Raw genomic sequence first — 25965 nt, 5'->3', positions numbered from 1 at the left:
GGTCAGCCGAGCGACCGGTCGACGGAACCGTACGACAGGCCGGGCGTGGGCGGGGGCTGCTGGGGTGCGGTCCGGCAGGTGAAGCCGAGACGGACCAGTGCCCGGACCATCTCCGTGGCGGTGAAGTCGCGCGGGTCCTGGCGGGTGATCACCACTCCCACCTGCTTGACGGGGTACATCCGCTCCCCGATGACGACACATTCCCCCGCCAGGGGCTCGGGCCGGACCTTCTCCATCGACATCTCCACCTCCGCCTTGGACAGGTCGAACGGGTAACGGGCGATCACACAGCGCATGGGTGCCTCACCAGGGTCGGGACGGATCCGGGACGGGTGGAACGCGAACGGGCGGCAGTGCGCTCGACGCGGGTGTCGGTCGAAAGAGAACGGTCAGGGGCCCGCAACCACCGGTCGCCGGTCAGCGGAGCACCAGAAGCCGGCTGGGAGCGAGAGGCGACGCCCCGCGGTCCTCGGCCGACAGGCAGCGCCAGCCCCAGGACAGCAGTGCTTCGAGCGTGTCCGCGTTGTCCCGGTCGATCAGGGTGACACCGAGCGCGGCTGCGTGATCGCTCAGCAGCCGCTTCTGCAGGCGCCGGGCGAGGTTCCACTCGCGGCTCTGGTCCTGGGTGCGTACCCGTCGCTCCACGAGAATGTCGGCGATCGCGAAGAGCCTGCCGAAGGCGGCGACGCGGAGTAGGCTCTCCGGGAGGTACCACCCGTCGAGGCCGTCCCACCAGGGCCCGTCGCCACGCACGGGGAACCCGTAGGCGCATGCCGTGAGGCCGATGGCGCCCGAGGGGCCGGCGGTCTCCGCCACGAGCAGCTCGAACCCCGGTCGCCGCATGTGGCCCGTGAGCCGTCGCCGGAATGCGGCGGACCGGCCCTGGCCCGACGCGTCCGAGGCCCCCACCTGGTGGGAAGAGGTGTTCGTGTACAGCTCGCCGAGCTCCCGCATGCGGTCGTCGATCTGGCGCCGGGTCAGCGGACGGACGAACTCGCCCCTCTCGGGTGAGGGCCCCTGCCGGCGCCGCTGGGGCCGCGCCTCGGGAAGCGCTGGTTGCCGGCCGGGGATCCCCGGGTGGGCGGTCTCCGGGCGGTCCGGCGTGTTCACGGTCATGGGCGAACCCTGCTCCGGGTCCGGACGGGTCCGGCCCGGCGTCGTCGTTCGCCGAGAACGGCACCGGCGCGTGAGCCGGCACACGAGGTGCCCTCGGTGCCTCCGAGCCTACGCCCGCCGACGTGGCCGGCGGGGGAGCGGCCTCGGTGCAGGAGTGTGCAAGGCGAAGCGCCCCCGGGTCGGCCGGAGTGCGTACGGCCAGGTCAGAGACGTTCCGACCGCGAAAGCGCCGCGGGTTGTGCTCAGGCGGGCCGGGTGGGGGCCCGTAGCTCGATCTCGTATCCGCCCTGTGGGGTGGGTTCGGCGGTGAGGGTGCCGTCGAGCAGTTCGGCGCGTTCTCTCAGGCCGATCAGGCCGTGCCGGGCGCTGGGCAGGGCGACGGAGGGGCGGGTGGGGGCGGTGTTGGTGACGGTGACGCCGAAGTGCCGTGCGTCCTGCCACAGGCGCACCTCGGCGCGGGCGCCGGGGGCGTGCTTGCGTACGTTCGTGAGGGCTTCCTGGACCGTGCGGTAGACGGTGCGCTGGGCGGTTGTGCTGATGCCGGGCGGGAGGCCGCCGGTCAGGGTGGTCTCGATGCCGCTGTTGGCGATCAGCTGCTGGAGGTCGGCGAGGGTGGGCTGGGGGGTGAGTTCGGTCTCCTTGCCGCCGGAGGCGCGCAGCAGGGTGACCATGTGGCGGAGTTCGTCGAGGGTGTTCACGCTCAGGGTGCGGATGGTGCGGGCGGCGTCGCGGGCGGCGGGGTCCTTGGCGGCGACCTGCAGGGCTCCGGCCTGTACGGCGATGAGGCTGACCTGGTGGGAGACGACGTCGTGCATCTCGCGGGCCAGTTGGGCGCGTTCGCGGGCGAGGACGGTCTGGGCGTGGAGGGCGCGTTCGTGTTCGCGGGCCACTTCGACCTCGACGAGCTGTCGGGCCACCTCGTGTCTGGCCTGGACGAGCTGGCCGAACAGGATCGGGGCGAAGGCCGTGGCCAGCGTGTAGACGAACTGGATGAGCGTCCAGGTCTGGTCGCCGGACAACGAGTCGGACAGGGGCCAGGCGAGGGTGCTCGCCGCCGCGTTCAGCAGGGCGCAGCCGGCCAGCAGCGGGCGGTTGCGGGTGCGCGTGGCCAGTGTGTACAGGGCGGCGATCGGCGCGACCGCCACGTCCATGAACAGGGTCATGGGCAGGGTCAGCAGGAAGACGGTCAGTGGAAAGCGCCTGCGCAGGAACAGTCCTGCGCACCCGAGGGCGGCGCAGGCCAACATGAACGGTGTCGCCTCGCCGTAGAGGTTGATCCAGGCGTCGAGCGCGCCGAGCACGACGAGGCCCGCGTCGAGGGCCCAGGTCGGCACCCGCCGCCACAGTGCCTGACCCGTCCTCATCACCCGTTGCCCCGTGCCGTGTCGGCGTCGTCGTCGCTGAGCAGCCCCGCGCGCTCCGCGAGGAGCGCCGCCTGGACGCGGCCGGCGACCCGGAGCTTGGTCAGGATCGAGCTGACGTGGTCCTTGACGGTGCCCGCGCTCAGATGGATGCGGGCGCCGATGTCGGCGTTGGACAGTCCTTCCGCGATCAGGACGAGGACGTCACGTTCGCGGTCGCTGAGCAGATTCACGCGCGCCGCGTCCGCGTCCTGGGGCGCGCCCGGACCCGGATGGCCGCGCAGCAGAGCCCGCGAGGCTTTCGGGGACAGCACCACCCCGCCCGCGGCCAGGGTGCGTACGAGGTGGGCGAGTTGCTCGGGCTCGGTGTCCTTGAGCAGGAAGCCCGCGGCTCCCGAGCGCAGCGCGGTCACGATGTACTCGTCGGTGTCGAAGGTGGTCAGCATGGCCACCGTCGGCGGCTCGGGCAGCGTCTGGATCTCCCTCAGGACGGCCAGGCCGTCCACATCGGGCATGCGGATGTCGAGGAGCACGACGTCCGGCTGCTCGCGCCGGATCACGTCGGCGGCCTGCGCTCCTTGCGCGGTCGCCACGACCTGGAGGCCGTCGGAGGCGTTCAGGATCAGCTCGAACCCGGACCGCACCAGCGCCTCGTCGTCCACCACCACTACCCGGATCACCGGCGTTCCGCCTCACACTCGTCTGCTCGGTCCAGCTTCTCGGCCACCCGTGCACCCCGTATCGGGGCAGCCACGTTCTCGTACGGTGATCGCCTGCCGACGACAGTACGTCGGGCAAGGCGCGCGACGGTGCGGCCGCTGTGGACCCCCGCCACCCGGCAGGCCGGTTCCAGCCGGTCGGGGGGGGCGCTCCGGCCGGGGCTGTCGCCGGCTCAGTGGACCAGTGAGGCCGCCCGCGTGGCGACGATCTGCACCCCTGCCTCGTAGAACTCAGGGCGGAGGACGAACAGGACGGCGGCGCCCGCCACCAGCGTCAGGCAGAGAAGTTCCAGCAACCCCCCTCTGCCGGGTGGGACGTCATGTCCCCGCACGTCGATGTCGGCCGACGCCCCGAGGGTGGTCTCGGGTTCCTTGTCACGAACCTGCTGTGTCATGCCTCCAGCCTGGACGCCGGGCCGCCCTCCGCACATCCGGCGACCGTCGGGTCCGCCCCCGCCGAGTGGCTGGAGAAGACCGGCCTGGGGTAGGAGCCGTCGGAGCGCGGTCAGAGGCGGCGGGCCGCGCGCAGCCCCTGGGCGTAGTAGCCGTCGCCGTCGAGCCGTGACGTGCCGCCCTTGTCGCCCATGGTGGGGCCGCCCGCGTTCTTCCGGCTGGAGATGAAGCGCGGGTGGTCGGCGGTGTCCAGGCCGAGGTAGATGCCGATGTGGCCGATCCGTCCGCCGGGCACATCCCGTGTTCTGAAGAAGACCAGGTCGCCGGGCTGGAGCTGCTGGATGACGACGGGGCGGTGGCCGGTGAGGGGGATCACGGGTACGCCGAGCCGCCCGCGGGCGATCGCGTCGGGGGTCCGCTGCAGCCCGCTGCCCGCCGTGCCGTCCCTGCTGTTCAGCGGGAGCCCCGAGCGGTATCCGTACACCAGCCGGACGTAGCCGGAGCTGTCGACGGAGCGCGCGCGGTCCTTCTCGGGGCGGCGGGTGACCGCGTCGGGGAAGGTCCAGGGGATGCCCAGGTAGTCGTAGAAGTCCGAACCCGTGCGCCGCTTGTCCTGCCCGGTACGCCCGGGGTCGCCGGCGGTGCCGGGTGTGTAGCGGGCGGCACCGCCGTATCTGACTCCCGCTGCCGTCGTCCGGGCCGGGGCACCGGCGATGTAGTCGAAGGCCGTGGCGAGGATGTCGGGGTCGCGGCTGCCGAGCCGGGACCTGAGCCAGGTCCCGAACCAGCCGCTCCGCTCCGCGCCAGGGGCCCATGCCTTGGGCAGCAGCCGCACCCAGCTCTTGGTGACGACCTCGGCATCCGTCGTGCGCGGCTCGGCGAAGGTCCTGCTGGGCCCCGTCAGTACGGCCGTACGGGCGCCGTCGGTGAACGTGGCGACGACCGTGCCGCGCCGGTCGCGGGCGACCGTGCGGGCGGGGTTGCCGATCCGCTCGAAGTGCAGTCTGCCGCCGTCGGCCCGGGTTCCGGCATCCGGTGCTGCCCGTGCTGTCTGTGCTGCCGGGGGTGCTGCCTCCGGATGGTCGGTGCGGTGCCTGAACTGCAGGGTCAGGACGCAGCTCGCGGCGAGCAGGACGGCTGTCACCAGGAACAGGGCCGCGTTCCTGGGCAGGGAGAACTTCCGGATTCTGGGCAGGGGCCGTTTCACTGGTCAGCTCCGATGGGCGGGAAGGCGAGCGGGCGCCGCGTGACGGGGAGGGGGCGGCTCATGTCGTGGGCAGGGCGCCCAGCAGCAGCCCGGACACCAGAATCACGTATGCGGCGAAAGTGACCGCGCAGGTGGAGAGGACGGTCGCTGCCTTGGGCTGCCTCTCCAGCTGGTAGGCGATGAGTCCGGGGACGATGAACCCGAGGGCCTGATGGGCGAACAGCAGGGGGAACTGCTGCTGGAGCAACAGGGAGAGCCCGGCCTGGAGCAGGACGCCGATGAGCACGACGGAAGCGAAGAGCCGCTTGCCGTAGAGGATGACGAAGCGCTGCAGCAGCTTGGTCAGCAGGTAGGTCAGGCCCGCCACGGCCGCGACCATGGCGGCGCGCCGCAGATCGCCGACGAGGGTGAGGGCGAGCCAGCCAGGGGTGATCATGCCGCCCGGTGAGAGGTTCGTGGTCAGGTAGCACAGGAGGGAGAAGACCAGACCGAGTGCGATGCCGATGGCGGCTATCTGCGGGGTGACTACTGCGGGGATCAACGGGACTCTCCACGGGAGGAGTTGTGGTGGGCGACCGGCGTTGTGGGGGCGTCGCCCGGGTCGACGGGGTCGGCGGCGGCGTCGGGGTGGTCGGGTGCGAGTGCCGCGAGCCGCTCCAGGAGGAGTTCGCCCTGGCCGTGGATGTTGCCGATGGCGACGAGCGAGGAGTCCGGCCCCAGGTGAGCGAGGAGATCCGCGGTGAGCCGGTCGGGGTCGCGGCGGTCGCCGCCGAGATCGACGACGTTCCCGGTCCAGTGGGTGGGTATGGCGTCGGCGGCCGATTTGGTGGGGTGGCCGATGAGGAACACCGTTTCCGGGTCGAGCCGGGGAATGAGCGCGCCCATCTGCCCGTTGCGCTCCACACGGTCGGGACGGCAGTTGATGACGACGTGCAACGGGCGGTGGATCGCGCCCAGTTCGAGCAGCTGCGTGATGTTCATCAGCGTCGACTCGGGATCGTTGGCGGCGAAGACGTTCGCGAATCGCAGTCGCCTTCCGTCAGGGGTGCGGTATCGCTCGACGGACAGCACACCCGGGTCCGGTGGCGCCTCGTACATTCCCTTCAGGGCGGTCGCGCGGTCGACGCCGAGCAGTTCGGCGACCGCGAGGGCGATGGCGACGTTCTCCTTGAAGGTGAACCAGCTGAAGCCGCGCAGTTCCTCGTCGGTGACGGTTTCCGGGGCGGCGTGGACCAGCTCGCAGTTCCGGGCGTCGGCCTCCTGCTGGAGGATGTGGAGCCGCTCGCGTTCGGCGGTGACGCAGATGCCTCCGACGGGCATCGAGCGGGACAGGGAACGGGCGACGTCGTCCAAGGTCGGTCCCATCTCGGCGAGATGGTCCTCGCGTACGTTGCACAGCACGCCGATGGTGGAGCGGATCAGCTTGGACTGGTTGATCTCCTGGAGCGCGGGCATGACGGCCATGCACTCCATGACCAGGACATCGGGCCGGTAGCCGGCGGCCCGTCGGACGATGCCGATCTGCTCGACGACGTTGGCGATGCCGAACTTGCGGTAGACCGGCTCCTCGGTGGCGTCGGGGTGGATGAACCGGGCCGCGGTGCCCGTGGTCTTGGCGACGGTCACCAGGCCGCTGCCGCGCAGCGCGCCCGCGCACAGCCGGGTGATGGAGGACTTGCCGCGGATGCCGTTGACCAGCACTCGGGTGGGTATGGCGGCCAGATTCGCGTCATGGCGGCGCTGTTCGACGAGGCCCGCGACGAGCAGGCCGGCGCAGCACGCCGCGAGGACGCAGTACAGGAAGAGCACGGCCGGGTCAGCTCCTGGGGCCGGGGGAAGGGGAGGGCGTGGGCGCCTCGTCCGGGGAGGCGGGCGCCGGCGGTGCGACGGTGCGCGGGAGACGCTGTCTGATCAGTTCGAGGCTGCGGGCAACGGATCCCACCTCGTCGTGGTGGCGCGGGTAGAGCACCGTTGTGCGGTCCCCGGCCGCCAACGCCTCGGCGCCCTGGGCGAGTTCACGCAGCGGACGGACGACGACGAGGTACAGCCAGCCGAAACAGAGGCCACCCGTGGTCACCCCCAGCAGACCGACGAGCATGATCCGCCGCTGTGCCTCGTACTCGGGCAGGCCGATCCAGAACACCGGCCTGATCGAGGCGACCTTCCAGCCGAGTGCGCTCGCGACGCCCGGCTTGTCGTGGAACGGCGCCACCGCGGCGACCGCCGGATCCCTCCAGCCGAGCAGCAGTTCGGCGGAGCCCCCGGTGGTGCGGACGGCCTTCAGCCGGTCCCGCAGCCGGCTGTCGGAGACCCGCCCGAAGGCCACGAACCCCTTGTTGGACGCGATGACCCGATGCGCGGAGTCCACCAGCCACACCGAGCCGAGACCGGGCCGGTCGAGGATGCCGGTCAGATACTGGACCTTGAACTCGCCCACGACATAGCGGTGTTGGGACCTCGCCGACGCATCCTTGCCCTGCTGAGGGGCCACGGCGGCGAGCACCGGTTCCGTGCCGGAGGTGTTCGTCTGCCTGACTCCGGGCCTGATGCGGGCCCTGTTCGGGGTACGGGGTTCTTCGCCTGCGCGGACCAGGATTCTTCCGGTGCCGTCGACGACGTACAGGGACCGATACCGGCCGTGCTGCTCCAGGGATCTGCCGAGGACCTTGCGCGCCTCCTGCGACCGCGAAGGGTCGACCACGGTGGCGAGATGGGCGAGATCCGCGTATCCGTCGTTGATCCCCCTGCGCACGCGATCCGCCGTCGTCTCGGTGCGTTGCCGCTGGTCCTCGGAGATCAGCCGCGGCACGACCGCGGCCGGGCGCGGCAAGGTGCCGGCGAGCGTCAGCAGCGTCGACGCGGGCCAGGCCAGCAGAGCGCACGCGCACACCACGAGGACGGTGCGCAGTCCGAGCCGACGCAGCCCCTTGCCCGTCCCGGGCAGAACACGCCCCTTGGCCGGTGGCCGCGCGACCGTCTCCTGCGACGACCCGTCCCCGCCACCGAGTTGACGGCGCAGTGCCTCCAGCGCGGCGCCGACCCGGGCGGGTTCCCCGAAGCGGGGCACGCGGACGGGAGCCGTGAGGTCGCCCGAGCCGAGCCTTAGCGCGTCGCGACGCAACCGCAGCAGAGGCCGCTGCACCGCCAGGTGGAGAGCGGCGGTGAGGCCGGCCGCGAGGGCCAGGAGCACGGCCGCGGCGAGGAGGGCGAGACGAAGGTCGCCGGTCCCGGCCCCATGACGCTCGGTTCGTACCGTGGTGACGACCGTCAGTCCGAGTGCGCTGCTCGGGCTCTCCTTCGTGGCGAGCCCCCGGGCCACTGCGGCGTACCCGACGGCGGTACGGGTGTTGCCGTCCGCCGCCCCGACGAGACTGCCGCTCGGACCGTCGAAGCCGCCGGCAGCGGCGGTGTCCGACGGTCCCTTGCCCTGCGCCTCGCGGGCCGCGTTCCCGGCCAGCGCCTTGGCCCGGTCGGTGCCGGATCCCGGCCCGGCCGAGGTGAGAGTGACTCCGTCCCGGTCCACGACGCCCAGCGTGCGCTTCCTGCCGACGGAGATGCCCGGCAGCTTCACGCTCTGGGAGGCGACGAGCAACTCCTGCCTGCCGCCTTGCGACAGCGTCGCAAAGGTCAGCAGCCGGGTGACGCCCGAGTCGTCCCGCACCAGTCTCGGGGGCGGGTTCGCCGGCAGTGCACGAAGGTCCACCCTCCCGAGCGGTACGGCCTCGCCCTGCGCGGCGAGCAGCCGACCGGTGGACCGGTCGACCACGGCGGTACCGCGCCACTTGCGGTAGGTCCGGTCGAGGCGGGTCAGCATTCCGTCCGCCGATACGGACGTGGACCCCGTGAAGTCCGCGGCCGCCGTCCGCAGATCGGTGACGCTCTGGTCGACGGCGCCCTGCAGCGCCACCGCCCCGTCCTCGGCGATGTGCTGCTGGGAGCTGAGGACGGCCTCGGGAACGCCCCGTTCGGCATCGCTCCCGACGGCGAACACCGTCAGGCCGGCGACGAGCGCCAACAGAACCGGCAGGGCCACGAGCGGCGGCCGCACACCTCCTAACACCGCCATGTCCGCCCGACGCCGAGCCGGGCGCTGCTTGGATATCGCAGATCCACTGGTGGTCAAGAAGAATCCCTTCCAGAAAAGAAGTTCTCGACCTGCCTGACGACGGGAATGCTTGGCCGGTTTATCCGGGAGGTGTGACGGTACTCACCGAGCGAATTTCAAAACCCGCCTGACCTGCTACTTTACCGAGCCTCAAGAATGATGGATTCAGTCTTCAGAAATGTGAACAATCACAATCGACCAACCCCGAGTGAGACGAGAATTTCCCGCAAGGAGTATTTTCCATTTCTGCTTCCGTGCCTATCCGGCAGTCGGCTGTTCCACCCCCGCCGATCGGCGGGGGTGGCACGCTCTCCGCCGGACCTTCGGCTGCCGGCCGGCGCAGGAGTTCAGACCGCGTGGCCGCGGCGGAGGACCCCCGCCTCCTCCGCCAGGCGGCATGTGCTTCCCATGACGACGACCTGGAAGGCCGCGCCGAAGTAGGCGGTTACGAAGCGGGTGATCCTGAGGGTGCTGCTGCGCATCGTGGGTTGCCTGCCTTCCGGGTCCGGTTCGGGTGTCACCAGTTGACGGCGTCGTCCATCGACTGCTGCCAGTACGTGACCTTCAGCGAGTCGTCGACGTACACGCCCTTCGCGGGCAGCGACGGGTGCGCGCCCTTGCCGACACTCCCCGCCATGGAACGGCCCTGGAAGTACACCGTCAGGGACTTCGACGTGTAGCCGTGCCCGCCACTGCCGTCGGTCGCGGACAGGCTCACCGAGGCATACCCCGACTGACCCGGCTCCAGCGTGACCACCGCCTGCGGCTGCGAGTCATCGATGACCGGCGGCACGGACTGCGCCTGCCCGAACTGCACGGCCGGATAACCGTAGAGGAAGCACGTCCTGGACCCCGTGTTGGTCACCGTGAGCAGCAAGTGGTTCACCGGACGGGTCAGCGGAGCCGCGACCGTCTTCGTGTTGGAACCCTCGCAAGTGACCGGCTTGTTGGAGGACCCCTTCCCCTTCGACGCCGAGGCGCCGTTGGTGGACTTCGAACCGGTGGTGGAGCCGGTGGTGGACTTGCCGCCGGAGGAGCCGGTCGAGCCCGTCGAGCCCGTGGAACCTGAAGACGAACCCGCGGAGCCGGTCGAACCCGTGGAGTCGGAGTCCGCGCCCGACGAGGTCCCACCGGACGAAGAGCCCGTGGAGGCGGACGCCGCCGAGCCCTCGTCGTGGGTGCCCGTGCCGTTGTTGCACGCGGTCAGGGAGAGTGCGGCGAGAACGGCGGTCGCGGCGGCGGCTGCGAGACGGGTGCGGGAGGTACGGAGACCGGACATGGTGGTGTGCCCCTTCGGTGTTCGGGTGGTGGTGCTGATCGGATGACCGAAGCCTGCGAGGTGATCCGTCCCAACCGCCACGCCCGGCAGCGTGTTAGGGACGCTGGAACGCCGAAACGGTCGCTGACCTGGGAGAACACAGTCGCCCTGGAACGGGCGAATGGGATGCGGGGACTGCGCTGCGGCGCCCGTGCCCCGACTCGGAGCGGCAGCCGCCGGCCCGGGGCTGCTCCTCGTACGACCCGCTATTGCACAGCTGTGACGTCGAGCGCACGGCTCCGTCACGCCCCATGGGAAGACTTCCTCTCATCGCGAAGAGCAGCAGGCCGAGCGGACCGGTTCGGGTCCCGGGGACGGCGGGCGGCTCCCGCGAGACTCTCGCCGCAACGTCATTCGCCTTCCTGGGGGAACCTCGATGTCCGCTCGTAACCGTCGGAGCACCGCAGCCGTCATCACGGCAGGTGTCGCCGCGCTGCTCGCCCTGAGTGGCGCGGCCGCCACCGCGATGGCCGCTCCGTCCTCCGGCCGCGACGCCAGGGGCAGCGCCGCGATGGTCGCCGCGTCCGCGTCCACCCACACGCTCACCGTGCCCAGGGGTCTCACCATCAGCGACGGCACCCGCCATGTCTGGGTCAACGGCAAGTCGATCGACTTCGGCACCGTCGTCCGTGACCTGGCCTGGAACCCCCGCGGCACCAAGGCCGCCTTCATCGACGGCCACGGCAACCTGGAGGTCTCAGACCCCGACGGCAGCCACCGGGTGACGGTCGCCGCCAACCCGGGCGGGCAGACCTGGTCCCACCCCACGTGGCAGGTCACCGCGGCCGACCGGGCGAACGGCATCCCCGCGAAGAACAACATCATCTTCTCGGCCAGGGTCCACGGCAGCACCGTCCTGGAGCGCGTGAAGGCCACCGCCGACCACGGCACACCGGCCAGGATCAGCCTGAACAGCGACGCGGACGGCGGCGGCCTCCCGCAGACCGACAACACCTGGCCCAACGTCGGCGGGACCTACGGGACCTCCGTCTACGAGAACACCCGCACCGGCGAGGTCTACATCCGTGACGACTACCTGCGTCAGCAGGGCGGTGCGCTGACCAGGGGTTCCGAGCCCGCGCTCGCCCCCGACGCGGAGGAGGTCGTCTTCGTGCGCTCCGTCGGCGGGCACGACCACCTCTTCGTCGACGACCTGAGCGCCGGCAGCAACGCCGTCAAGGACATCACGCCGCACGCCACCACCGACTACACCGAGCCCACCTGGTCGCCCGACGGCAGGACCCTCGCCTTCCGCGCGCCCTCCGGCACGTACACCGTGACCAGGACCGCCCACGGCTTCGGCAAGCCCGTGAAGGTCACCCAGCACACCGGCCTGCCGGCCTACCGCGGCTGACCGCCGCCCAAACGGCCGCCGGAGCGGGCGAGTTCGGCCCGTAGCTCCTCCAGATGCTGGTCGGCCGTGTCATGCGGCAGGTACTCGACCACATCGAGAAAGCGGAACAGGACCTGGGCCGAGGTGACGGCGAACTCGTAGTCGCCGAAGCCCACCACGGCACCCAGCTCACCACGAACGGCACCCCGGACGACATGCGCGGTCATGTCGTCCGGGTTTTCCGCTGTCAGCCCCCGCCGCGCGTTGGGGCGCGCCAGATACGGGCAGACCATCGAGGCATAGAGCATGCACGCGCGGTGCCCCGGAGCCTCCAGCGTCGCCGCCATGTTGCGGTACGGCCGCCCGGCAGCGAGCGCCTCGCGGATCGCCGAGCTCTCCGGGGCGCCGACCACCCGCCACACCGGCCCCTTGGGCATCAGGGTGTTGCACACGGAACACAGCCGCCGTCGCGCGCACTCGGCGCTGCGCCCGTAGTCGGTGAGCGCGAACTGGGGCTCGTCGCCCTCCCACGGGGTGATGGCGGGTACCGGATAGCCACGGCTGTCCCGAGGTCTGGCCTCGACGCTCGCCGGCATGGGAACGGAATCGAATCGCACACCTCATGTTCAACCACATGACCGCCGTACCGCGACGGGCAATCAGGCATGCCCGCATCCGAGAAGTCCCGGAACGGCGTTGCCCAGGAGGGCTTCTCGGCGTTGCTGTGTCATAGCCGCCTATCCAAGGAAGTCCGGACATGCCCCGTTCTGCTCATATCGCCATGGTCGGTACGCCTCTGGTCGGGCATGTGCTGCCCGGCCTGGAGATCATCCGTGAGCTTGTGGCACGCGGTCATCGCGTGACGTACGCCAACGCCGGTCCCGTCGCCGAGCTGGTCGCCGCCACCGGCGCCGAGCCGGTCGGCGTCACGTCCACGCTTCCGGTCGCCGGCCACGACTGGCCGCAAGGTCCCATCGCGTCCGCCTCCCGCTTCCTCGACGAGGCGACGGCCGTACTGCCGCAGCTGCACGCCGTGTACGACGACGATCCCGCCGACCTCTACCTCTACGACGTCGGCGCGTACGCGGGCCGCGCGCTGGCCGAGGCGCAGGGCCGCGGCCACGTCCAGCTGGCCGCGTCGCATGTGGCCTGGGAGGGCGCCCAGGACGAGATCGCCGCCGCATACGCCCGGTTGCCCGGTGGCCCCGAACACCGGGCGCGGTTCGCCGACTGGCTGAACCGGTGCGGTGCGACGACCACGAACATGGAGGAGTTCACCGGCCACCCGAAGCGGGTACTGGCCATGATCCCGCGCGCCCTGCAGCCGTATGCGGATCGTGTCGACTCCGAGGCGGTGACGTTCGTCGGCCCGTGCTTCGGCGTCGACCGTGAGCGGGACGGCTGGAAGCGGCCGGCCGGTGCGAAGAAGGTGCTGCTGGTGTCGCTGGCCGGCTCGGCGTACCACGCGGCGCAGGAGATCTACCACCAGTGCGTGGCCGCGTTCACGGATCTCCCGGGATGGCATGTGGTGCTGCAGACGGGCAGCGGCAGCGATCTGGGCGAACGGGTTCCGCCCAACTTCGAAGTACGGCCGTGGGCCTCGCCGCTGACCATTCTCGAACAGGCGGACGTATGGGTGACGCACACCGGGATGGACAGCAGCAGCCAGGGGCTGTGCACCGGAGTGCCGATGATCGCGGTACCGAACGGCCCCGGCCAGTGCCTGCACGCCGACCGGCTCGTCGAACTGGGCGTCGCCCGCCGGATCGACGCCGCGGACGTCACGGCGGCGACGCTGCGCACCGCCCTGATGGAACTCATCGGCGATCCACAGGTCGCCACGCGCTCGGCATGGCTGTGGTCCGAGGTCCGCGCCGAGGGCGGCACTCGCCGGGCCGCGGATCTGATCGAGAAGGAGTTGGCCGGTGACAGGGTGAACAGTTGACGGAACGTATGCATATCAAGGGGACAAATCACCCCACATGTGCGCCGTCTCACGCACACCAATAGCCATCCAAGTTGCCCAGATCACAGCGTAAATGCCCATTTGGCGTCCATTCTCGAAGCGGCTCAAGAAGCCCGAAGTGGAGCGAAACGCCATTTACTTGGACACATTGCGCCCCAAGTGGCCCATGACTCGGCGTTCGTGGCGTTCCGCCTCGCCCCCTCCCCCGGAGAAAGGTGCCAGTCATGGCCGCTTATCTGTGCCCGCCTGCCGTGATACACGGCGAGCACACCGTGCAGACCAGCCAGATCGTGGCGGAAGTGCGTGATCGCCACCCGGACGCGGCGTGGGCGCCGAGGATCGACGGCATCGCTGCCAGTACGGGCATCGAATCCCGCGGCTGGATGCTGCCGTTGGAGGCCGCCGTCGCGCCCGGCAGCGGGGGCGGCCTGCCCGCTGCCGGTGTCGGGCCGGCCCGGGAGGCGCTGGCCGGTGACGGGTTCACCGAGCAGGACGTGGACCGCGTGATAGCCGCCCTCGAAGCGATACCCGCGCCGCAGACCGTCCAGGAGCGCACCGCGCCGGCCTGGGCGGCCGTGCAGTCCTGCGGGGAGCGTGCGGCGCGCGGGGCCCTGCAGATCGCGGGCCTGGACGCCTCGGACGTCGACTGTCTGATCACCAGTCACTCGACGACCCCGGCGCTGCCGGGGCTGGACGTCGCCCTGGCCAACAAGCTCCCGCTCCGGGACGACGTACTGCTGCTGCCGGCCACGCAGTGGGCCTGCATCGCCGGGACCCGTTCCCTGGCGCTGGCGGCGGATCTCGTGGCCGCGGATCCCGACCGGGTGGTCCTGGTCGTGATCGCGGAGGCTCTGAGCACGACGTACCAGCCCGCGGACGACACTCTGGAGTCCCTGATCGTCCGGTTGCTGTTCGCGGACACCGCGGTCGCCGCGGTGGTCACGGGCCGCCCCCGGCCCGAGTCGGCGCTGCGGCTGGACGCCTCCTGGAACCACACCCTGCCCGGCACCCAGGACCTGCACCGCCTGGAGACCCGCGAGGACGGCACCCACTTCGTGATGGACCGGCGCGGACCGCGCGCCGTGCAGGAGACCGTCACCGCCATGTGGGAGTGGCTGCGCCTGCGCTACCAGGACGACCCCGACTCCTGGCACCCCGACGTCCTGCTGGCACACCCCGGCGGGACGCGCGTGCTGGAGTACATGGAGCAGACGATGCCCGACGGGTGGCCGTCGGGGCTGCTGGACTACAGCCGGGAGAGCTACACCAGCGGCAACCGCGGAGGCGCCGCCGTGTTCGACATCATGCGCAGGGCGTACGACGCCGGGCAGGAGAAGGGCAGTCGTGCCGTCCTGTACGCGGCGGCCCCGGGCCTGACGGCCACCGCCCTCGAAGGGGAGTGGCTGTAGGGCCTTTCCGCGTCACCTCTCCACCGACGCCCAGACCACCTTGCCGGTGTCCGTCCAGCGCACCCCCCACCGGGTGGTGAGGCCGTGCACGACGTGCAGGCCGCGGCCACCGTCGTCGAGGAGGCCGCCCCTGCCCAGCCGCGGCCTGCCGTTGCCGGTGTCGCCCACCTCGCACAGCAGCCCGTGACCGGTTCTGATCAGCCGTACCGTGAGGGGTCCGCCGGCGAAGCGGACCGCGTTGGCGACCAGTTCGTCGACCACGAGCAGCACCCTGTCCTGGGTCTCGTCCCTGATGCGCCATTGGTCCAGCAGGGCGGAGACCAGCGTGCGGGCCCGGGCAGCCGCGTCGACCCGGGCGGGCAGCCGCCAGGTCGCGGTGTCCTCCTTGCGGTAGCCGATCATGCGCGCGAGCAGCAGGGTCACATCGTCGCGCCGGTGCGCGGGCGCCAGCGCCGAGACGATGCGCCGCGCGGCCTGCTGCAGGGAATCCCAGGGGTGCACCGCGGACACGGCGTCCGCCAGCCTGCCGATGCCCTCGTCGATCGACAGCTCGGGGTCCTCCACCAGGCCGTCGGTGTAGAGGGCGAGCAGCGAGCCCGGGGGTGCGGCGAACGCGTGCACCTCGTACGGCTCGCGCAGCGCGAACTCGGCGCCCAGCCCGGGGTGGGTGCGTACCGCGACCGGGCCCGCGGGTCCGTCCGGGGGCATCAGCACCGGGGGGAGGTGGCCGGCGCTGGCCAGCGCCACATGGTGGCTGACCGGGTCGTACACGGCGATGCAGCAGGTCGAGCCGAGGGCGCTGTAACCGGCCGCGAGCCCCGACTCCGCGTCGTCCAGCAGCGACACCGTCTCGTCCAGGTGCTCCAGCACCTCGTCGGGCGCCAGCCCCGCGGACAGCAGGGCGCGGGCCTCCATGCTCAGCTGTCCCATGGTGGCCGCGGCTCCCAGGCCATGCCCGACGACGTCACCGACCACCAGCGCGGTACGGCCGTCCGGCAGCGGAAAGCTGTTCACCCAGTCGCCGCCGACGCCCGCGCTGTCGGGGGTGGCGGGCTGGTAGACGCTCGCGGTCTCGATGGTCTCGCCGCCGGACCGGGGCAGCAGTCGGCGTTGCAGCGCCAGCACCTGCGTGTGCTCGCGCTGGTGCTGACGGGCCAGGTCGACGTGGTGGGAGGTCCTGGCCACCAGCTCCTGAAGGTCGAACAGCTCGCCGTCCTCGAAGGGGCGGTCCGCCCGCCGCCAGACCTCCGCCACCCCCAGCACGACGGGCGGCGCGCCGTCCAGGACCAGCGGTATGCACGCCAGACCCGCCGCCAGGTCACCGGGCACCAGGGCACGCACCAGCCGCGGACTGCCGAGCACCCGCTCGATCGCCTCCCGGTCGGGGAAGACGATGGCCTGCGCGGCATCGTCACGCAGTATCGCCTGGGACAGCAGACGACTCGCGTCGCTCGGCAGATCGTCGCCCGGGGTCACATAGCCGTCGGGCCACGCCCGGTCCGGCACCAGGGCCGCCCGCCGCAGCCGGATGCGGTCCTGCGGCTGCCCCGTGACCACCTCACCCGTCCATACGGCGAAGTCGAGGTCGACGGCGGTCACGTCTCCCCAGGCCAGCAGGGACTCCGCCAGCGACTGCGCGGTCTCTCCGATGTCCAGCGAGGTGCCGATCGCGGTCTCGGCGGCGTACAGGTGCAGCCTCCTGGCCATGGCGATCAGGGAGACGGTGAGGCCCTCCTGCGGAGCCGCGGCGGCCAGGATGCTCATCGAGACCACCAGCTCCGACCCGTCGCCGCGCCGCAGGCGCTGGACCCGGGCGACATGCGGCTCACCGGTCTCCAGGACCTGCCGCAGCCGTCGCGTGACCGTCGGTACGTCCCAGGGAGGCAGAAGATCGACGAAGGGTCTCCCGACCACGGCCTCCACCCCCGCGAAGACCGGGGCGTCCAGATTGCAACAGGTGATCCTCAGCTCCCGGTCCAGGTTGACCACCCCGAGGATCTGCTCCTGACGGCCGGGGGCCGGACCGGCCTCCACGCGTGGGCGGGATGCGCCGTCGTCCTGCTGCTCGGCGGAACCGGCGGCCGCTGGCTCTCCTCCGTGTGGCATGTACCGCCCCAAAGCGCCGCTGACCATGTCGAACGGCGACGCGGACGAAGGGGAGGGGGTGGAGTCCATGCGGCTCTCTCAGCTCGCTTGCCGGCCCCGGCACAGCGCCGGGGTCGTACCAGAACCCGGGCGACAGGGCCCCGAGATTCCTGACCGCACAGCTCATTCAATAACACCCGCGGCCGCTTCGCCCGCCATCGCTTCACGGTTTTCTTCGTGGCCTGCCTCTGCCGCTGCTGGGCATCGCCCTCCTCGGGTACGTCCGGGTCATCGGAGCCGGTTCGCGGGGTCTCACGCCGCCGCGTTCAACAGATCGGCCAGTGCGTCGGGCCGTTCCAGGGCGATGAAGTGGCCGGCCTTCGGCACCTGTGTGAACTCGGCGGCCGGCAGCAGCCGCCGGTTGGCTTCCCGGTCCGAGCGCCGGGACCAGTCCTTCTCCCCGTAGACGAGGTGGACGGGCGCCTTGACCCCGGGATAGCGCGAGCGGGCCGCGATCAGGCTGGGCAGGGCCTGGTACACCGCCCGCGCGACGGTCGGGTAGCCGGGACGGCCGCCCACCCGCAGGAGCTCGTCCACGTAGTCCGCCCGCAGCGCGCTCCTGTCGCCGAGGCCGCCCCGCAGGATCGCGCGGAGGACGGGCCTGGGCTCGACCCCGGCGATCACCGGCCCCACTCCGGGGGCGAGAACGCCGCCGACCACCACGCGGGCGAGGAGGCCGGAGCGGGCGATCCCGCCGCGGAAGTCGTACGTGTTCACCGCGACGACGCGTCGGACGCGCTCCGGGAGATCGGCCGCGGTGGTCAGGGCGAGCACCGCACCCATGGACTCCCCCACCAACGTCACGTCGTGGAGGTCGAGGTCGGTGAGGAGCCGCTCGACGCCCGTGCGCATGGCCGGCTCGTCGTAGGACGCACCGGGCACGATCTCGGAGTGGCCCATCCCGGGCAGGTCGAGGGCGTACACGGTGTAGTGGTCCGCGATCAGCGGGACGAGGAGGCGGAAGTGCTCCGCCTGGGTGCGCACGGTGTGCAGCAGAACCAAGGGGGCGCCGGTGCCCGCCTTGAGGTAGCGCAGCGTTCCCTCGCGGCCGTCGAGTCCTGCGCGCGGGGCGATGGTGTGGCTGGTGGTCCCCGGGATGTGGATCGTGGGACCTGACTCCTGGGCGGGCATGTCACCGACTCCTCGTGTGGGGAAGGGGCTCACTTCGCCAGCTGGGGGTACAGCCCTGCCAAGTCCCCGGCCAGACCCGCCTTGACCTGGCGGGAGATGTCGTCGGCGAGCACCTCGTACGCGCCCGCCTCGATGCCGTCGAGGGCGAGTCGGGCGACGTCACGGGGGTCGGACTTGGGGGCGTCGACATCCGCCGCGAGGTCCGTGTCCACGTAACCCACGTGCAGTCCGGTGACCCCGATGCCGCGCGGCTGCAGCTCCAGGCGCAGGGAGTTGGTCTGCGACCACAGGGCGGCCTTGGAGGCGCTGTAGGAGCCGCCGAGGGCCAGCCAGGAGAGCACGGAGTGCACGTTCAGGATGTGGCCGCCGCCGTTGCGCTCGATGACCGGCACGAAGGCCCGGGTGAGAAGCAGCGGACCGTAGAAGTTGGTCTCGAACTCCCGGCGTACGTCGTCCACTCGGGAGCCCAGGAAGGACGCGCCGACCGAGGCACCGGCGTTGTTGATCAGCACGGTGACGTCCTGCGCCTGCGCGGCGGCCGCCGCCACGGAGGCCGGGTCGGTGACCTCGAGCGCCACCGGGACTGCGTCGGGATGCGTCACGCCGCGCGGATCGCGGGCCGTGGCGTAGACCTTGCCGGCACCGCGCGCGTACAGCTCCTCCACCAGCGCCTTGCCTATGCCACGGCTGCCGCCGGTGACGAAGACGTTTGCGCCCTTCAATGCGGTCATGACTGCCCTCCGGAGAACGAGAAACCGATCGGTTTCCACCAACGTAAACCGATCGGTTTCCAAGCGCAAGCGCCTCCTGTCGGAGTCGCGTTAACCTCGCAGCATGACCACCGAGGCGAAGCCGAGCCCGCGAGAGCGACTGCTGGATGCGGCGGCCACGCTCACCTACCGAGACGGTGTCGGTATCGGCGTGGAGGCCCTGTGCAAGGCGGCGGGGGTGTCGAAGCGCTCCATGTACCAGTTGTTCGAGAGCAAGGACGAACTGCTGGCGGCGAGCCTGGAGCAGCGCGCGGCCGCCTACGCGGCCTCACTCCTGCCCGCGGCGGACGACGACCGTTCACCCCGGGAGCGGATCCTGCACGTCTTCGAGCAGGTGGAGTCGCAGTCGGACGCGCCCGAGTTCCGGGGCTGCCGGTACCTGGCCGTCCAGATCGAGCTCAAGGACCGGAGCCACCCCGCGAGCCGGGTCGCCCACCGGGTCAAGGAGGACCTGACCGGGTTCTTCCGCGCCGAGGCCGAGCAGGGCGGGGCGAGCGATCCCGGCCTGCTGGCCCGGCAGCTCAGCCTGGTCTTCGACGGCGCCAGCGCCCGCGCGGGAATCGGAGCCGACCGACTGGCCGGGCTCGTCGCGCCCATGGTGACCACGCTGCTCGACGCAGCGGGCATGCACTGACCGACCGGACGACCGCCCGTGAAGCTCGTCTCCCGCGACACCTCCGGCACCCTCGGGCGCAACAACGGCAACGGCAAGGGGTCCTTCGGCGGCCGCACGAAGATCGCCACCGGCCGGCAGGGGCACAGGAGCCTGTTCTGAACGGACGCGCGCCACTTGGATGCCTGCTACGGGGTCAGGACGACCTTCCCGGCGGCGGTGCCCGACTCGGCCAGCCGCAGGGCCTCGGCGACTCGGGTGAGCGGCAGTTGCGCGGCGATCTGGGCTGTGACCTCGCCGCGCCGCAGGGCGGCGAAGACCTGGGTGAGGTCGGCGCGCAGGCGGGCGCGGAAGCGGTCCTTGGCCAGGGCACGGCCGGCCCAGACGTTGAAGAAGTACGCACGGCGGCGGTTGGGCAGGGCGTTCCACAGCCACACCCGGCCGAGCAGCTTGAGCACGGGCCACTGCTTGGAGCCCTCGTCGTCCCGGGTCGAGGCACTGCCGTAAGAGACGAGCGTGCCGCCGGGGGCGGCTGCACGGCGTCCTGTCCCTGGAACTCGCCGGCCACTTCACGGGCATGGGAATCGACCCCGCGCAGCTCTTCGCCGCGGAGTTGGACGACCTGGCGGGTACGCCGGCGAACTGACCTTCGCGGGGAGGGGCCCCGGGTGCATCAGAAGTGCTGCTCACGCCCCGGAAAAAATCTCTCCGGTTTCGCGTAATCGCCGCCACCCCACCGAAGTCTCCCTGGACGAACCCCCGACCGGGTCCGGAACCCCAGGAGGCACACGCCCATGCACACCGACTTCCTCGTCGACGAGCGCGCAGGCATCCCGGCCGGGAGGCGCAGCTCGTGAGCACCCACCGCCTCGACGTCCCCCAGCTCCACCGCCGTCTCGACGCACGGCGCCGGGAACTCGGCCTCACCTGGCGCGCCGTGGCACGGCAGACGGGGCTCGCCCCGGCCACGTTCAGCCGGATCACCAACGGCCGTTCACTCGAGGCCGACGCGCTCGTCACCCTCTTGGTCTGGCTCGACCTCGACACCGGCATCGCGGCCCTGATCGAACCCGGCGACAAACCGCTTCCCTGCCCGGACTGCGGACGGGTCCTCCAGCCGAAGCGCGACGGCGGCATGCGTGCCCACCCCTGCCGGAAGGCCGCCGACTGACGGCAGTTCGCCTGCTGCTCACCGCAGGCGGCACCGTCCCGCTCGCCCGTCCCGCTCGCCCGTCCCCCTCCGCCATGAACTTCACCGGAGCAAGGCCATGATCCCGTTCCTGCTCATCCTCAGCGTGCTGTGCATGTCCGGCTACTTCATCGTCTACAGCATGAGCCCTCCCGACCGCGCCACCGTGGCCGGCACCCGTGCTCAGGACGAGGCCGCGTTTCTCGCCGCGGAACGCTGCCGCTTCGACGAGCTTGTGGCAGATCTCGACCTCCGGACCGCGGAACGCGACCGGGTCCGGCACGACTCGGCCGACCGCCACAGCGTCAACACGATCACCAGCGACGCCCTCGACGCCCTGTATGCCGAACGTGACCTGCTGCGCGAGCAACTCGCCACTGCCGGCCGGCCGAACCTCGACGCTCTTCTCGACGCCTATGCCCACCGAGGCACGGCCGTCCGGCAGGCCCTCCGCCTGGTCGACAGCGTCATCGGCGCCCCGTCCCCCGACGCCGACGCCGACGCCGCCGAGCAGCGGGCCGTGCGGGACTTCGCCCACACGATCCGAAACGCTCTCCAGTGATCACGGCCCGGCTGCGGCGTCCTTCCACACGGTGTGGAAGGCCAGTCGCAGACAGGCCGCAAGGGCCGGGTGTTCGATGAAAAGGGTGGTGGTGGAGCCGGCACCGGCCACCGGGTCGGGCATGTCGCACAGCACGAGGGAGGCGTCGGCTATGACGAGTTTCAGCGGCAGTTCGGGGGCGAAGCGGGCCTCCTCCCCCGCGGCGGCGAAGCGCCGTACGTGCTCCACCGTCTCGGGGTCGTCGAGGGCGTCGTCGAGGTAGATCGCCCGGACGGTGCCGCCGGAGCGGTGGAGCCGGCGGACCACCGCGATGCCCTCGGTGTTGTCCGCCGGGGCGACGAACGGCGGTTTGCAGAAGGTGAGAAGTTCGTGCTGCGCCTGCCGCTGGATGTCGGCGAAGCGCTCGGCGATCGCCTTGGGGTCGCGCAGGATCTCGATGTAGTCCAGCGGATCGGTGTGCTCCCGCCCCTGGGACCAGAGCGGCTGCAGAACACCGGCCAGCCCCTGCGAGACCCGCTCCAGTCGGTCGACGGACTCGCGTTGCAGCGCCATCAGCCGGGCGAGGGCCAACTCGGGAGTGACAGCTGAGTACGTGGCCACACGACCGGGGTGGGAGGTGGCCAACTGCCGCCGTATCAGCGCGTCCAGCACGTCGTAGACGCGTTGGCGCGGCACGTCGGCCTCCCGGGCGACCTCGGCGGCCGTGTAGGAACCACGCCTGACGAGTGCCAGGTAGACCCGTGCCTCGTACCGGGCCAGGCCCAGTGACATCAGGTCGTTGACGGTTCCGTCCTCAAGCTCCATGGCTGCACAAGGTACCTGTCCGGGCAATGGAGTTGGGGACCAAGGTTTTACCAACCCGCGCTGTTCTCTTCGGCAAACTGTCAATAACCTCATGGGCAGCCACCACTGACCGGGGTGGCAGCCAACAGAATGCCCGGAACACGACTCCACTCGGCCACCCCCAACGGAAACCGCTTGTCATGTGCGCGACATAAGGCATGGCGTGAGGGCTTCCGGCCGCCGACACGGAGCCACCCATCCCCCCACGGAGGGCAGTTCATTGAGTTCTCACCGCAGAAGGAACCTGATACGCCGCGGCACGCCCGCACTGCTGTCGGCAGCGGCTCTGATCACCGGCGGTCTGGCCGTCGCCTCGCAGTCCTCGGCCTTCGCGAACACAACCAACGCGGCGCCCGCGGCCGCCACGGTGCACACCCACCGGCTCTGTTCGCAGCCGAGCAAGCCCGGCTACATGGCGTGCCAGGCGGAGGTCCGCACCGACCTCAGGACGCAGAAGTCCCTCGGCCGCCACGACACCCCCAAGGGCTTCGGACCGGCCGACCTGCAGGCCGCCTACAACCTGCCCAAGGACGGCGGCAAGGACGCCACGGTCGCGATCGTCGACGCGAACGACGACCCGAACGCCGAGAAGGACCTGGCGGCCTACCGCTCCCAGTACGGCCTGCCGGAGTGCAGCACGGCCAACGGCTGCTTCAAGAAGATCGACCAGGACGGCGGCACCAACTACCCGGCGCCGGACGCCGGTTGGGCCGGTGAGATCTCACTCGACGTCGACATGGTCAGCGCGGCCTGCCCGCAGTGCAAGATCCTGCTCGTCGAGGCCAAGTCCGCCAACATGGACGACCTCGGCGCGGCCGTGAACCAGGCCGTCAAGCAGGGCGCCAAGTACGTCTCCAACAGCTACGGCGGCAGCGAGGAGGCCGCGGACACCTCCTCCGACGACCAGTACTTCAAGCACCCCGGCGTCGCCATCACCGTCAGCTCCGGTGACAGCGGCTACGGCGTCGAGTACCCCGCCGCCTCGCAGTACGTCACCGCCGTCGGCGGCACCTCGCTCAAGAAGGACAGCAGCACCCGCGGCTGGTCCGAGTCCGTGTGGGGCAAGTCCGCGGGCGGCGACGGCGCGGGCTCGGGCTGCTCGCAGTTCGACGCCAAGCCGTCCTGGCAGAAGGACAGCGGCTGCGCCAAGCGCGCCGTCGCCGACGTCGCGGCCGTCGCCGACCCGGCCACCGGTCTCGCCGTCTACGACACCTACCAGGCCAGTGGCTGGAACGTGTACGGCGGCACCAGCGCCTCCGCGCCGTTCATCGCCGGTGTGTACGCCCTCGCGGGAGCCCCGGGCTCCGGTGACGTCCCGGCCTCGTACCCGTACGCCCACCCGGACCAGCTGAACGACGTCACCGACGGCGCCAACGGGTCCTGCAGCGACTACCTGTGCAAGTCGGGCAAGGGTTACGACGGCCCGACGGGCCTGGGTACCCCGAACGGTGTCGCGGCCTTCGCCAAGTAGCTCCACCGAGTAGCTCCACCGAGCAGACACGACGAGGGCCCAGGTCGGTGACCTGGGCCCTCCTGCCGTCATGGCGTCACCAGTTGACGGCGTCGTCCATCGACTGCTGCCAGTACGTGACCTTCAGCGAGTCGTCGACGTACACGCCCTTCGCGGGCAGCGACGGGTGCGCGCCCTTGCCGACACTCCCCGCCATGGAACGGCCCTGGAAGTACACCGTCAGGGACTTCGAGGTGTAGCCGTGCCCGCCACTGCCGTCGGTCGCGGACAGGCTCACCGAGGCATACCCCGACTGACCCGGCTCCAGCGTGACCACCGCCTGCGGCTGCGAGTCATCGATCACCGGCGGCACGGACTGCGCCTGCCCGAACTGCACGGCCGGATAACCGTAGAGGAAGCACGTCCTGGACCCCGTGTTGGTCACCGTGAGCAGCAAGTGGTTCACCGGACGGGTCAGCGGAGCCGCGACCGTCTTGGTGTTGGAACCCTCGCAGGTGACCGGCTTGTTGGAGGACCCCTTCCCCTTCGACGCGGAGATGTGCGTGACCGGACCGGCCTTCGGGCCGGAGGAGCCGGATCCCAGGGCGGACGACGGGGAGGCGAGGGAGAGCGCGGCGAGAACGGCGGTCGCGGCGGCGGCTGCGAGACGGGTGCGGGAGGTACGGAGACCGGACATGTTGCTGAGCCCCTTCGGTGTTCGGGTGGCGGTGGTGATTGGATGACCGAAGCTTGTGAGGTGATCCGTCCCAACTGCCAGGCATGACCGGGAGTTGGGGACGCTGGAACACCGAAACGCGTTCTGACCAGGGGGGACGCAGCGGGTCTGGAACGCGGGACTGGAACACGAGGGGATGGGGAAACGAGTGCCAGGGGCAATAGGGGCCGATGGGACGGAGGCGTTCGCGCAGTTGCTGCGGGAGCTCAAGGACCGGTCGGGACTCAGCTACGGGACGCTCGCCAAGCGGCTGCACATGAGCACGTCGACGCTGCACCGCTACTGCAACGGCACCGCGGTGCCGGTCGAGTACGCACCGGTGGAGCGCCTGGCGAGGGTATGCCGGGCAACCCCGCAGGAGCTGGTGGAGCTGCACCGGCGCTGGATCCTCGCGGACGCGGCACGAGGGAACCGGGCGGAACAGGCCCCGGTGGATCCGGGGCCGCCGGCAACCGACGCACAGGACACACAGGACACACAGGACGCGCAGAACACACAGGGCATACAGGGCCGGCAGGAAGAACCGGGCTCACAGGGCGTACAGGACAAGGCCGACGCCGAGCACGGTGAGCCGGTCGTCGTCGACGTGTCGCGCGAGCCCGTGTCGCCGCGCCCGCGCCGTGGCCGCCGTACCGTCCTGATCTCCGCCGTCGCGGTGGCCGCCGTGCTGGGAGCCGTCGCGCTCGCCGTGCCGTTCGGCGGCAAGCACGACACGGCGAGCGATCGGCCCGCCGGTGACACCGCCCTCGTCACGGGTACGCCGGACACCGCGAGCCCGTCCGACTCCCCGTCCCCGAGCGCGACGGGAACCAAGCCGTCCACCTCGGTCTCCGCAAGCGCGACCGAGACCCAGGGCACCGCGCGGCGCGGCGGGCAGGGCGGGGGCCGGCAGGCCGACGGCGGCGCCTCCACCGCCGTCCCGCTCACCGTCGGCACCCGTCCCTACGTCTACGACTCCCCGTGCAGCCAGCACTTCCTCGTGGACAGCGAACCCGCGCAGGTCGGCCCGCCGGCGAGTGAGGACACCGCCACGCGCTGGGCCGCCGCGTACGGGGCGGTCTCCTCGGACCAACAGGAGGTCGCCCTCACCGTGCAGGGCACCGGCGCGGAGACCGTCGTCCTGGAGGCAATGCACGTGCGCATCCTCAGCAAGGGCGCGCCGCTCGCCTGGAACGACTACTCGATGGGCGTCGGCTGCGGCGGTGGCGTCGAGACCAAGTCGTTCGACGTCGACCTCGACAACGGCAGTCCCACGGTCACCGTCAAGGGCGGCCAGCGCGACTTCCCGTACAAAGTCAGCGAGTCCGACCCGGAGGTCTTCTACGTCGTCGCCCACACCAAGGCCCACGACGTCCGTTGGGACCTCACCCTGGACTGGTCCAGCGGCAGCCGGCACGGCACCGTCCACATCGACAACGCCGGCACCGCGTTCCGCACCAGCGCCGACGCGGACCGCCCGGGCTACGACTACCCGCTGGGCGGCAGCGAGTGGATCAAACGGGAGAGCTGACCTCAATCGGGAGGTAAAGGGTTCGGCATTGTCCCCCCAATGGTCTTGAACTGTGCATGACTCGTTCGATGGGATGCGCGTAGACCACC

At 71.0% G+C, this 25965-nt stretch carries 26 protein-coding genes and 2 pseudogenes; 10 read left to right on the top strand and 18 right to left on the bottom strand.

The annotated features are described in order from the left end of the window. Positions 1-2: 2 nt before the first annotated feature. The 11 genes from ACWDAG_RS16565 to ACWDAG_RS16515 form a co-directional block, all read right to left on the bottom strand. Positions 3-296, bottom strand: coding sequence for an SCO5918 family protein (locus ACWDAG_RS16565; RefSeq protein ID WP_450696285.1), 294 nt, complete (start codon positions 294-296; stop codon positions 3-5). Between the two features lie 121 nt (positions 297-417). Next, positions 418-1116 (bottom strand): hypothetical protein, encoded by a 699-nt coding sequence (locus ACWDAG_RS16560; protein WP_450696284.1) that lies wholly within the window; start codon positions 1114-1116, stop codon positions 418-420. Positions 1117-1358: 242 nt separating this feature from the next. After that, entirely contained in the window at positions 1359-2480 is a 1122-nt protein-coding gene (locus ACWDAG_RS16555; protein ID WP_450696283.1) for a sensor histidine kinase, read from the bottom strand. Then, a complete protein-coding gene (locus ACWDAG_RS16550) occupies positions 2480-3157 on the bottom strand; it encodes a response regulator (protein ID WP_450696282.1) in 678 nt (225 codons plus the stop codon). The genes ACWDAG_RS16555 and ACWDAG_RS16550 overlap by 1 nt, the downstream gene beginning before the upstream one ends. A gap of 212 nt (positions 3158-3369) precedes the next feature. Continuing rightward, complete coding sequence (locus ACWDAG_RS16545; protein WP_450696281.1) at positions 3370-3591, bottom strand: hypothetical protein; 222 nt, start codon at positions 3589-3591, stop codon at positions 3370-3372. Between the two features lie 110 nt (positions 3592-3701). Continuing rightward, positions 3702-4796: an NlpC/P60 family protein gene (locus ACWDAG_RS16540; protein ID WP_450696280.1), complete on the bottom strand. Its 1095-nt coding sequence runs from the start codon at positions 4794-4796 to the stop codon at positions 3702-3704. A 58-nt stretch (positions 4797-4854) separates the two neighbouring features. Beyond that, positions 4855-5337 carry a poly-gamma-glutamate biosynthesis protein PgsC/CapC gene (locus ACWDAG_RS16535; protein WP_450696279.1) on the bottom strand — a complete coding sequence of 161 codons (483 nt, stop codon included), beginning with the start codon at positions 5335-5337 and terminating at the stop codon, positions 4855-4857. After that, on the bottom strand, positions 5334-6605 hold the full coding sequence (pgsB, locus tag ACWDAG_RS16530) for a poly-gamma-glutamate synthase PgsB (protein ID WP_450696278.1): 1272 nt from the start codon (positions 6603-6605) through the stop codon (positions 5334-5336). The genes ACWDAG_RS16535 and pgsB overlap by 4 nt, the downstream gene beginning before the upstream one ends. A 7-nt stretch (positions 6606-6612) precedes the next feature. Further along, entirely contained in the window at positions 6613-8829 is a 2217-nt protein-coding gene (locus ACWDAG_RS16525; RefSeq protein ID WP_450696277.1) for a HAMP domain-containing protein, read from the bottom strand. A gap of 419 nt (positions 8830-9248) precedes the next feature. Then, complete coding sequence (locus ACWDAG_RS16520) at positions 9249-9383, bottom strand: hypothetical protein (RefSeq protein WP_450696276.1); 135 nt, start codon at positions 9381-9383, stop codon at positions 9249-9251. 35 nt (positions 9384-9418) lie between these two features. After that, the gene (locus ACWDAG_RS16515) at positions 9419-10180 is read right to left on the bottom strand and encodes a DUF4232 domain-containing protein (RefSeq protein WP_450696275.1); all 762 of its coding nucleotides are present in this window, start codon (positions 10178-10180) and stop codon (positions 9419-9421) included. Between the two features lie 415 nt (positions 10181-10595). On the opposite strand from ACWDAG_RS16515, the gene ACWDAG_RS16510 reads away from it, so the two are divergent. Then, positions 10596-11573: a TolB family protein gene (locus ACWDAG_RS16510; RefSeq protein WP_450696274.1), complete on the top strand. Its 978-nt coding sequence runs from the start codon at positions 10596-10598 to the stop codon at positions 11571-11573. Here the strand turns inward: ACWDAG_RS16510 and ACWDAG_RS16505 are convergent. After that, positions 11561-12148 carry a hypothetical protein gene (locus ACWDAG_RS16505; protein ID WP_450696273.1) on the bottom strand — a complete coding sequence of 196 codons (588 nt, stop codon included), beginning with the start codon at positions 12146-12148 and terminating at the stop codon, positions 11561-11563. The genes ACWDAG_RS16510 and ACWDAG_RS16505 overlap by 13 nt on opposite strands. 161 nt (positions 12149-12309) lie before the next feature. On the opposite strand from ACWDAG_RS16505, the gene ACWDAG_RS16500 reads away from it, so the two are divergent. Both ACWDAG_RS16500 and ACWDAG_RS16495 read left to right on the top strand, forming a co-directional pair. Then, positions 12310-13497, top strand: a complete 1188-nt coding sequence (locus ACWDAG_RS16500; RefSeq protein WP_450696272.1) for a macrolide family glycosyltransferase — start codon at positions 12310-12312, stop codon at positions 13495-13497. A 245-nt stretch (positions 13498-13742) separates the two neighbouring features. Then, the gene (locus tag ACWDAG_RS16495; RefSeq protein ID WP_450696271.1) at positions 13743-14927 is read left to right on the top strand and encodes a type III polyketide synthase; all 1185 of its coding nucleotides are present in this window, start codon (positions 13743-13745) and stop codon (positions 14925-14927) included. A 12-nt stretch (positions 14928-14939) separates the two neighbouring features. Here ACWDAG_RS16495 and ACWDAG_RS16490 read toward each other — a convergent pair whose 3' ends face one another. The 3 genes from ACWDAG_RS16490 to ACWDAG_RS16480 form a co-directional block, all read right to left on the bottom strand. After that, positions 14940-17102, bottom strand: coding sequence for a SpoIIE family protein phosphatase (locus ACWDAG_RS16490; RefSeq protein ID WP_450696270.1), 2163 nt, complete (start codon positions 17100-17102; stop codon positions 14940-14942). Positions 17103-17324: 222 nt separating this feature from the next. Further along, positions 17325-18203, bottom strand: a complete 879-nt coding sequence (locus ACWDAG_RS16485; RefSeq protein ID WP_450696269.1) for an alpha/beta fold hydrolase — start codon at positions 18201-18203, stop codon at positions 17325-17327. Positions 18204-18232: 29 nt separating this feature from the next. Continuing rightward, a complete protein-coding gene (locus ACWDAG_RS16480) occupies positions 18233-18934 on the bottom strand; it encodes an SDR family oxidoreductase (RefSeq protein WP_450696268.1) in 702 nt (233 codons plus the stop codon). A gap of 103 nt (positions 18935-19037) precedes the next feature. Between ACWDAG_RS16480 and ACWDAG_RS16475 the strand changes: the two genes are divergently transcribed. Together ACWDAG_RS16475 and ACWDAG_RS16470 are read left to right on the top strand one after the other, a co-directional pair. Further along, positions 19038-19607 (top strand): TetR/AcrR family transcriptional regulator, encoded by a 570-nt coding sequence (locus ACWDAG_RS16475; protein WP_450696267.1) that lies wholly within the window; start codon positions 19038-19040, stop codon positions 19605-19607. Between the two features lie 18 nt (positions 19608-19625). Continuing rightward, on the top strand, positions 19626-19748 hold the full coding sequence (locus ACWDAG_RS16470; RefSeq protein WP_450696266.1) for a hypothetical protein: 123 nt from the start codon (positions 19626-19628) through the stop codon (positions 19746-19748). Positions 19749-19774: 26 nt separating this feature from the next. Here ACWDAG_RS16470 and ACWDAG_RS16465 read toward each other — a convergent pair. Further along, positions 19775-20125, bottom strand: a pseudogene (locus tag ACWDAG_RS16465) (zinc-binding dehydrogenase); the annotation flags it as partial. Here ACWDAG_RS16465 and ACWDAG_RS16460 point away from each other — a divergent pair. From ACWDAG_RS16460 to ACWDAG_RS16450, 3 genes and pseudogenes are all read left to right on the top strand, one after another. Then, positions 20113-20232, top strand: a pseudogene (locus tag ACWDAG_RS16460) (TetR-like C-terminal domain-containing protein); the annotation flags it as partial. The pseudogenes ACWDAG_RS16465 and ACWDAG_RS16460 overlap by 13 nt on opposite strands. A 207-nt stretch (positions 20233-20439) precedes the next feature. Beyond that, positions 20440-20757, top strand: coding sequence for a helix-turn-helix domain-containing protein (locus ACWDAG_RS16455; RefSeq protein WP_450696265.1), 318 nt, complete (start codon positions 20440-20442; stop codon positions 20755-20757). 97 nt (positions 20758-20854) lie between these two features. Continuing rightward, a complete protein-coding gene (locus ACWDAG_RS16450) occupies positions 20855-21337 on the top strand; it encodes a hypothetical protein (protein ID WP_450696264.1) in 483 nt (160 codons plus the stop codon). Here the strand turns inward: ACWDAG_RS16450 and ACWDAG_RS16445 are convergent, their stop codons facing one another. Continuing rightward, complete coding sequence (locus ACWDAG_RS16445; RefSeq protein WP_450696263.1) at positions 21338-22141, bottom strand: TrmB family transcriptional regulator; 804 nt, start codon at positions 22139-22141, stop codon at positions 21338-21340. A gap of 259 nt (positions 22142-22400) precedes the next feature. On the opposite strand from ACWDAG_RS16445, the gene ACWDAG_RS16440 reads away from it, so the two are divergent. After that, complete coding sequence (locus ACWDAG_RS16440) at positions 22401-23651, top strand: S53 family peptidase (RefSeq protein ID WP_450696262.1); 1251 nt, start codon at positions 22401-22403, stop codon at positions 23649-23651. Between the two features lie 76 nt (positions 23652-23727). Here the strand turns inward: ACWDAG_RS16440 and ACWDAG_RS16435 are convergent, their stop codons facing one another. Next, a complete protein-coding gene (locus tag ACWDAG_RS16435; protein WP_450696261.1) occupies positions 23728-24327 on the bottom strand; it encodes a DUF4232 domain-containing protein in 600 nt (199 codons plus the stop codon). A 175-nt stretch (positions 24328-24502) separates the two neighbouring features. Here ACWDAG_RS16435 and ACWDAG_RS16430 point away from each other — a divergent pair, with 175 nt between their 5' ends. Further along, positions 24503-25876: a helix-turn-helix domain-containing protein gene (locus tag ACWDAG_RS16430; RefSeq protein ID WP_450696260.1), complete on the top strand. Its 1374-nt coding sequence runs from the start codon at positions 24503-24505 to the stop codon at positions 25874-25876. Positions 25877-25965: the final 89 nt, after the last annotated feature.

This window comes from Streptomyces sp. NPDC001157, from assembly GCF_053598255.1.
Note: the sequence above shows the minus strand (reverse complement) of the source record. Positions and strands in the feature narration are given on the sequence as shown.

Bases quoted from the DNA above. Each gene is read 5' to 3' on its own strand.
- ACWDAG_RS16560 (WP_450696284.1), bottom strand. From the start codon at position 1,116: ATGACCGTGAACACGCCGGACCGCCCGGAGACCGCCCACCCGGGGATC.
- ACWDAG_RS16495 (WP_450696271.1), top strand. From the start codon at position 13,743: ATGGCCGCTTATCTGTGCCCGCCTGCCGTGATACACGGCGAGCACACC.
- ACWDAG_RS16565 (WP_450696285.1), bottom strand. From the start codon at position 296: ATGCGCTGTGTGATCGCCCGTTACCCGTTCGACCTGTCCAAGGCGGAG.
- ACWDAG_RS16510 (WP_450696274.1), top strand. From the start codon at position 10,596: ATGTCCGCTCGTAACCGTCGGAGCACCGCAGCCGTCATCACGGCAGGT.
- ACWDAG_RS16480 (WP_450696268.1), bottom strand. From the start codon at position 18,934: ATGACCGCATTGAAGGGCGCAAACGTCTTCGTCACCGGCGGCAGCCGT.
- ACWDAG_RS16490 (WP_450696270.1), bottom strand. From the start codon at position 17,102: ATGGACTCCACCCCCTCCCCTTCGTCCGCGTCGCCGTTCGACATGGTC.
- ACWDAG_RS16505 (WP_450696273.1), bottom strand. From the start codon at position 12,148: ATGCCGGCGAGCGTCGAGGCCAGACCTCGGGACAGCCGTGGCTATCCG.
- ACWDAG_RS16435 (WP_450696261.1), bottom strand. From the start codon at position 24,327: ATGTCCGGTCTCCGTACCTCCCGCACCCGTCTCGCAGCCGCCGCCGCG.
- ACWDAG_RS16475 (WP_450696267.1), top strand. From the start codon at position 19,038: ATGACCACCGAGGCGAAGCCGAGCCCGCGAGAGCGACTGCTGGATGCG.
- ACWDAG_RS16445 (WP_450696263.1), bottom strand. From the start codon at position 22,141: ATGGAGCTTGAGGACGGAACCGTCAACGACCTGATGTCACTGGGCCTG.
- ACWDAG_RS16485 (WP_450696269.1), bottom strand. From the start codon at position 18,203: ATGCCCGCCCAGGAGTCAGGTCCCACGATCCACATCCCGGGGACCACC.
- ACWDAG_RS16555 (WP_450696283.1), bottom strand. From the start codon at position 2,480: ATGAGGACGGGTCAGGCACTGTGGCGGCGGGTGCCGACCTGGGCCCTC.
- ACWDAG_RS16430 (WP_450696260.1), top strand. From the start codon at position 24,503: ATGGGGAAACGAGTGCCAGGGGCAATAGGGGCCGATGGGACGGAGGCG.
- ACWDAG_RS16520 (WP_450696276.1), bottom strand. From the start codon at position 9,383: ATGCGCAGCAGCACCCTCAGGATCACCCGCTTCGTAACCGCCTACTTC.
- ACWDAG_RS16450 (WP_450696264.1), top strand. From the start codon at position 20,855: ATGATCCCGTTCCTGCTCATCCTCAGCGTGCTGTGCATGTCCGGCTAC.
- ACWDAG_RS16500 (WP_450696272.1), top strand. From the start codon at position 12,310: ATGCCCCGTTCTGCTCATATCGCCATGGTCGGTACGCCTCTGGTCGGG.
- ACWDAG_RS16545 (WP_450696281.1), bottom strand. From the start codon at position 3,591: ATGACACAGCAGGTTCGTGACAAGGAACCCGAGACCACCCTCGGGGCG.
- ACWDAG_RS16515 (WP_450696275.1), bottom strand. From the start codon at position 10,180: ATGTCCGGTCTCCGTACCTCCCGCACCCGTCTCGCAGCCGCCGCCGCG.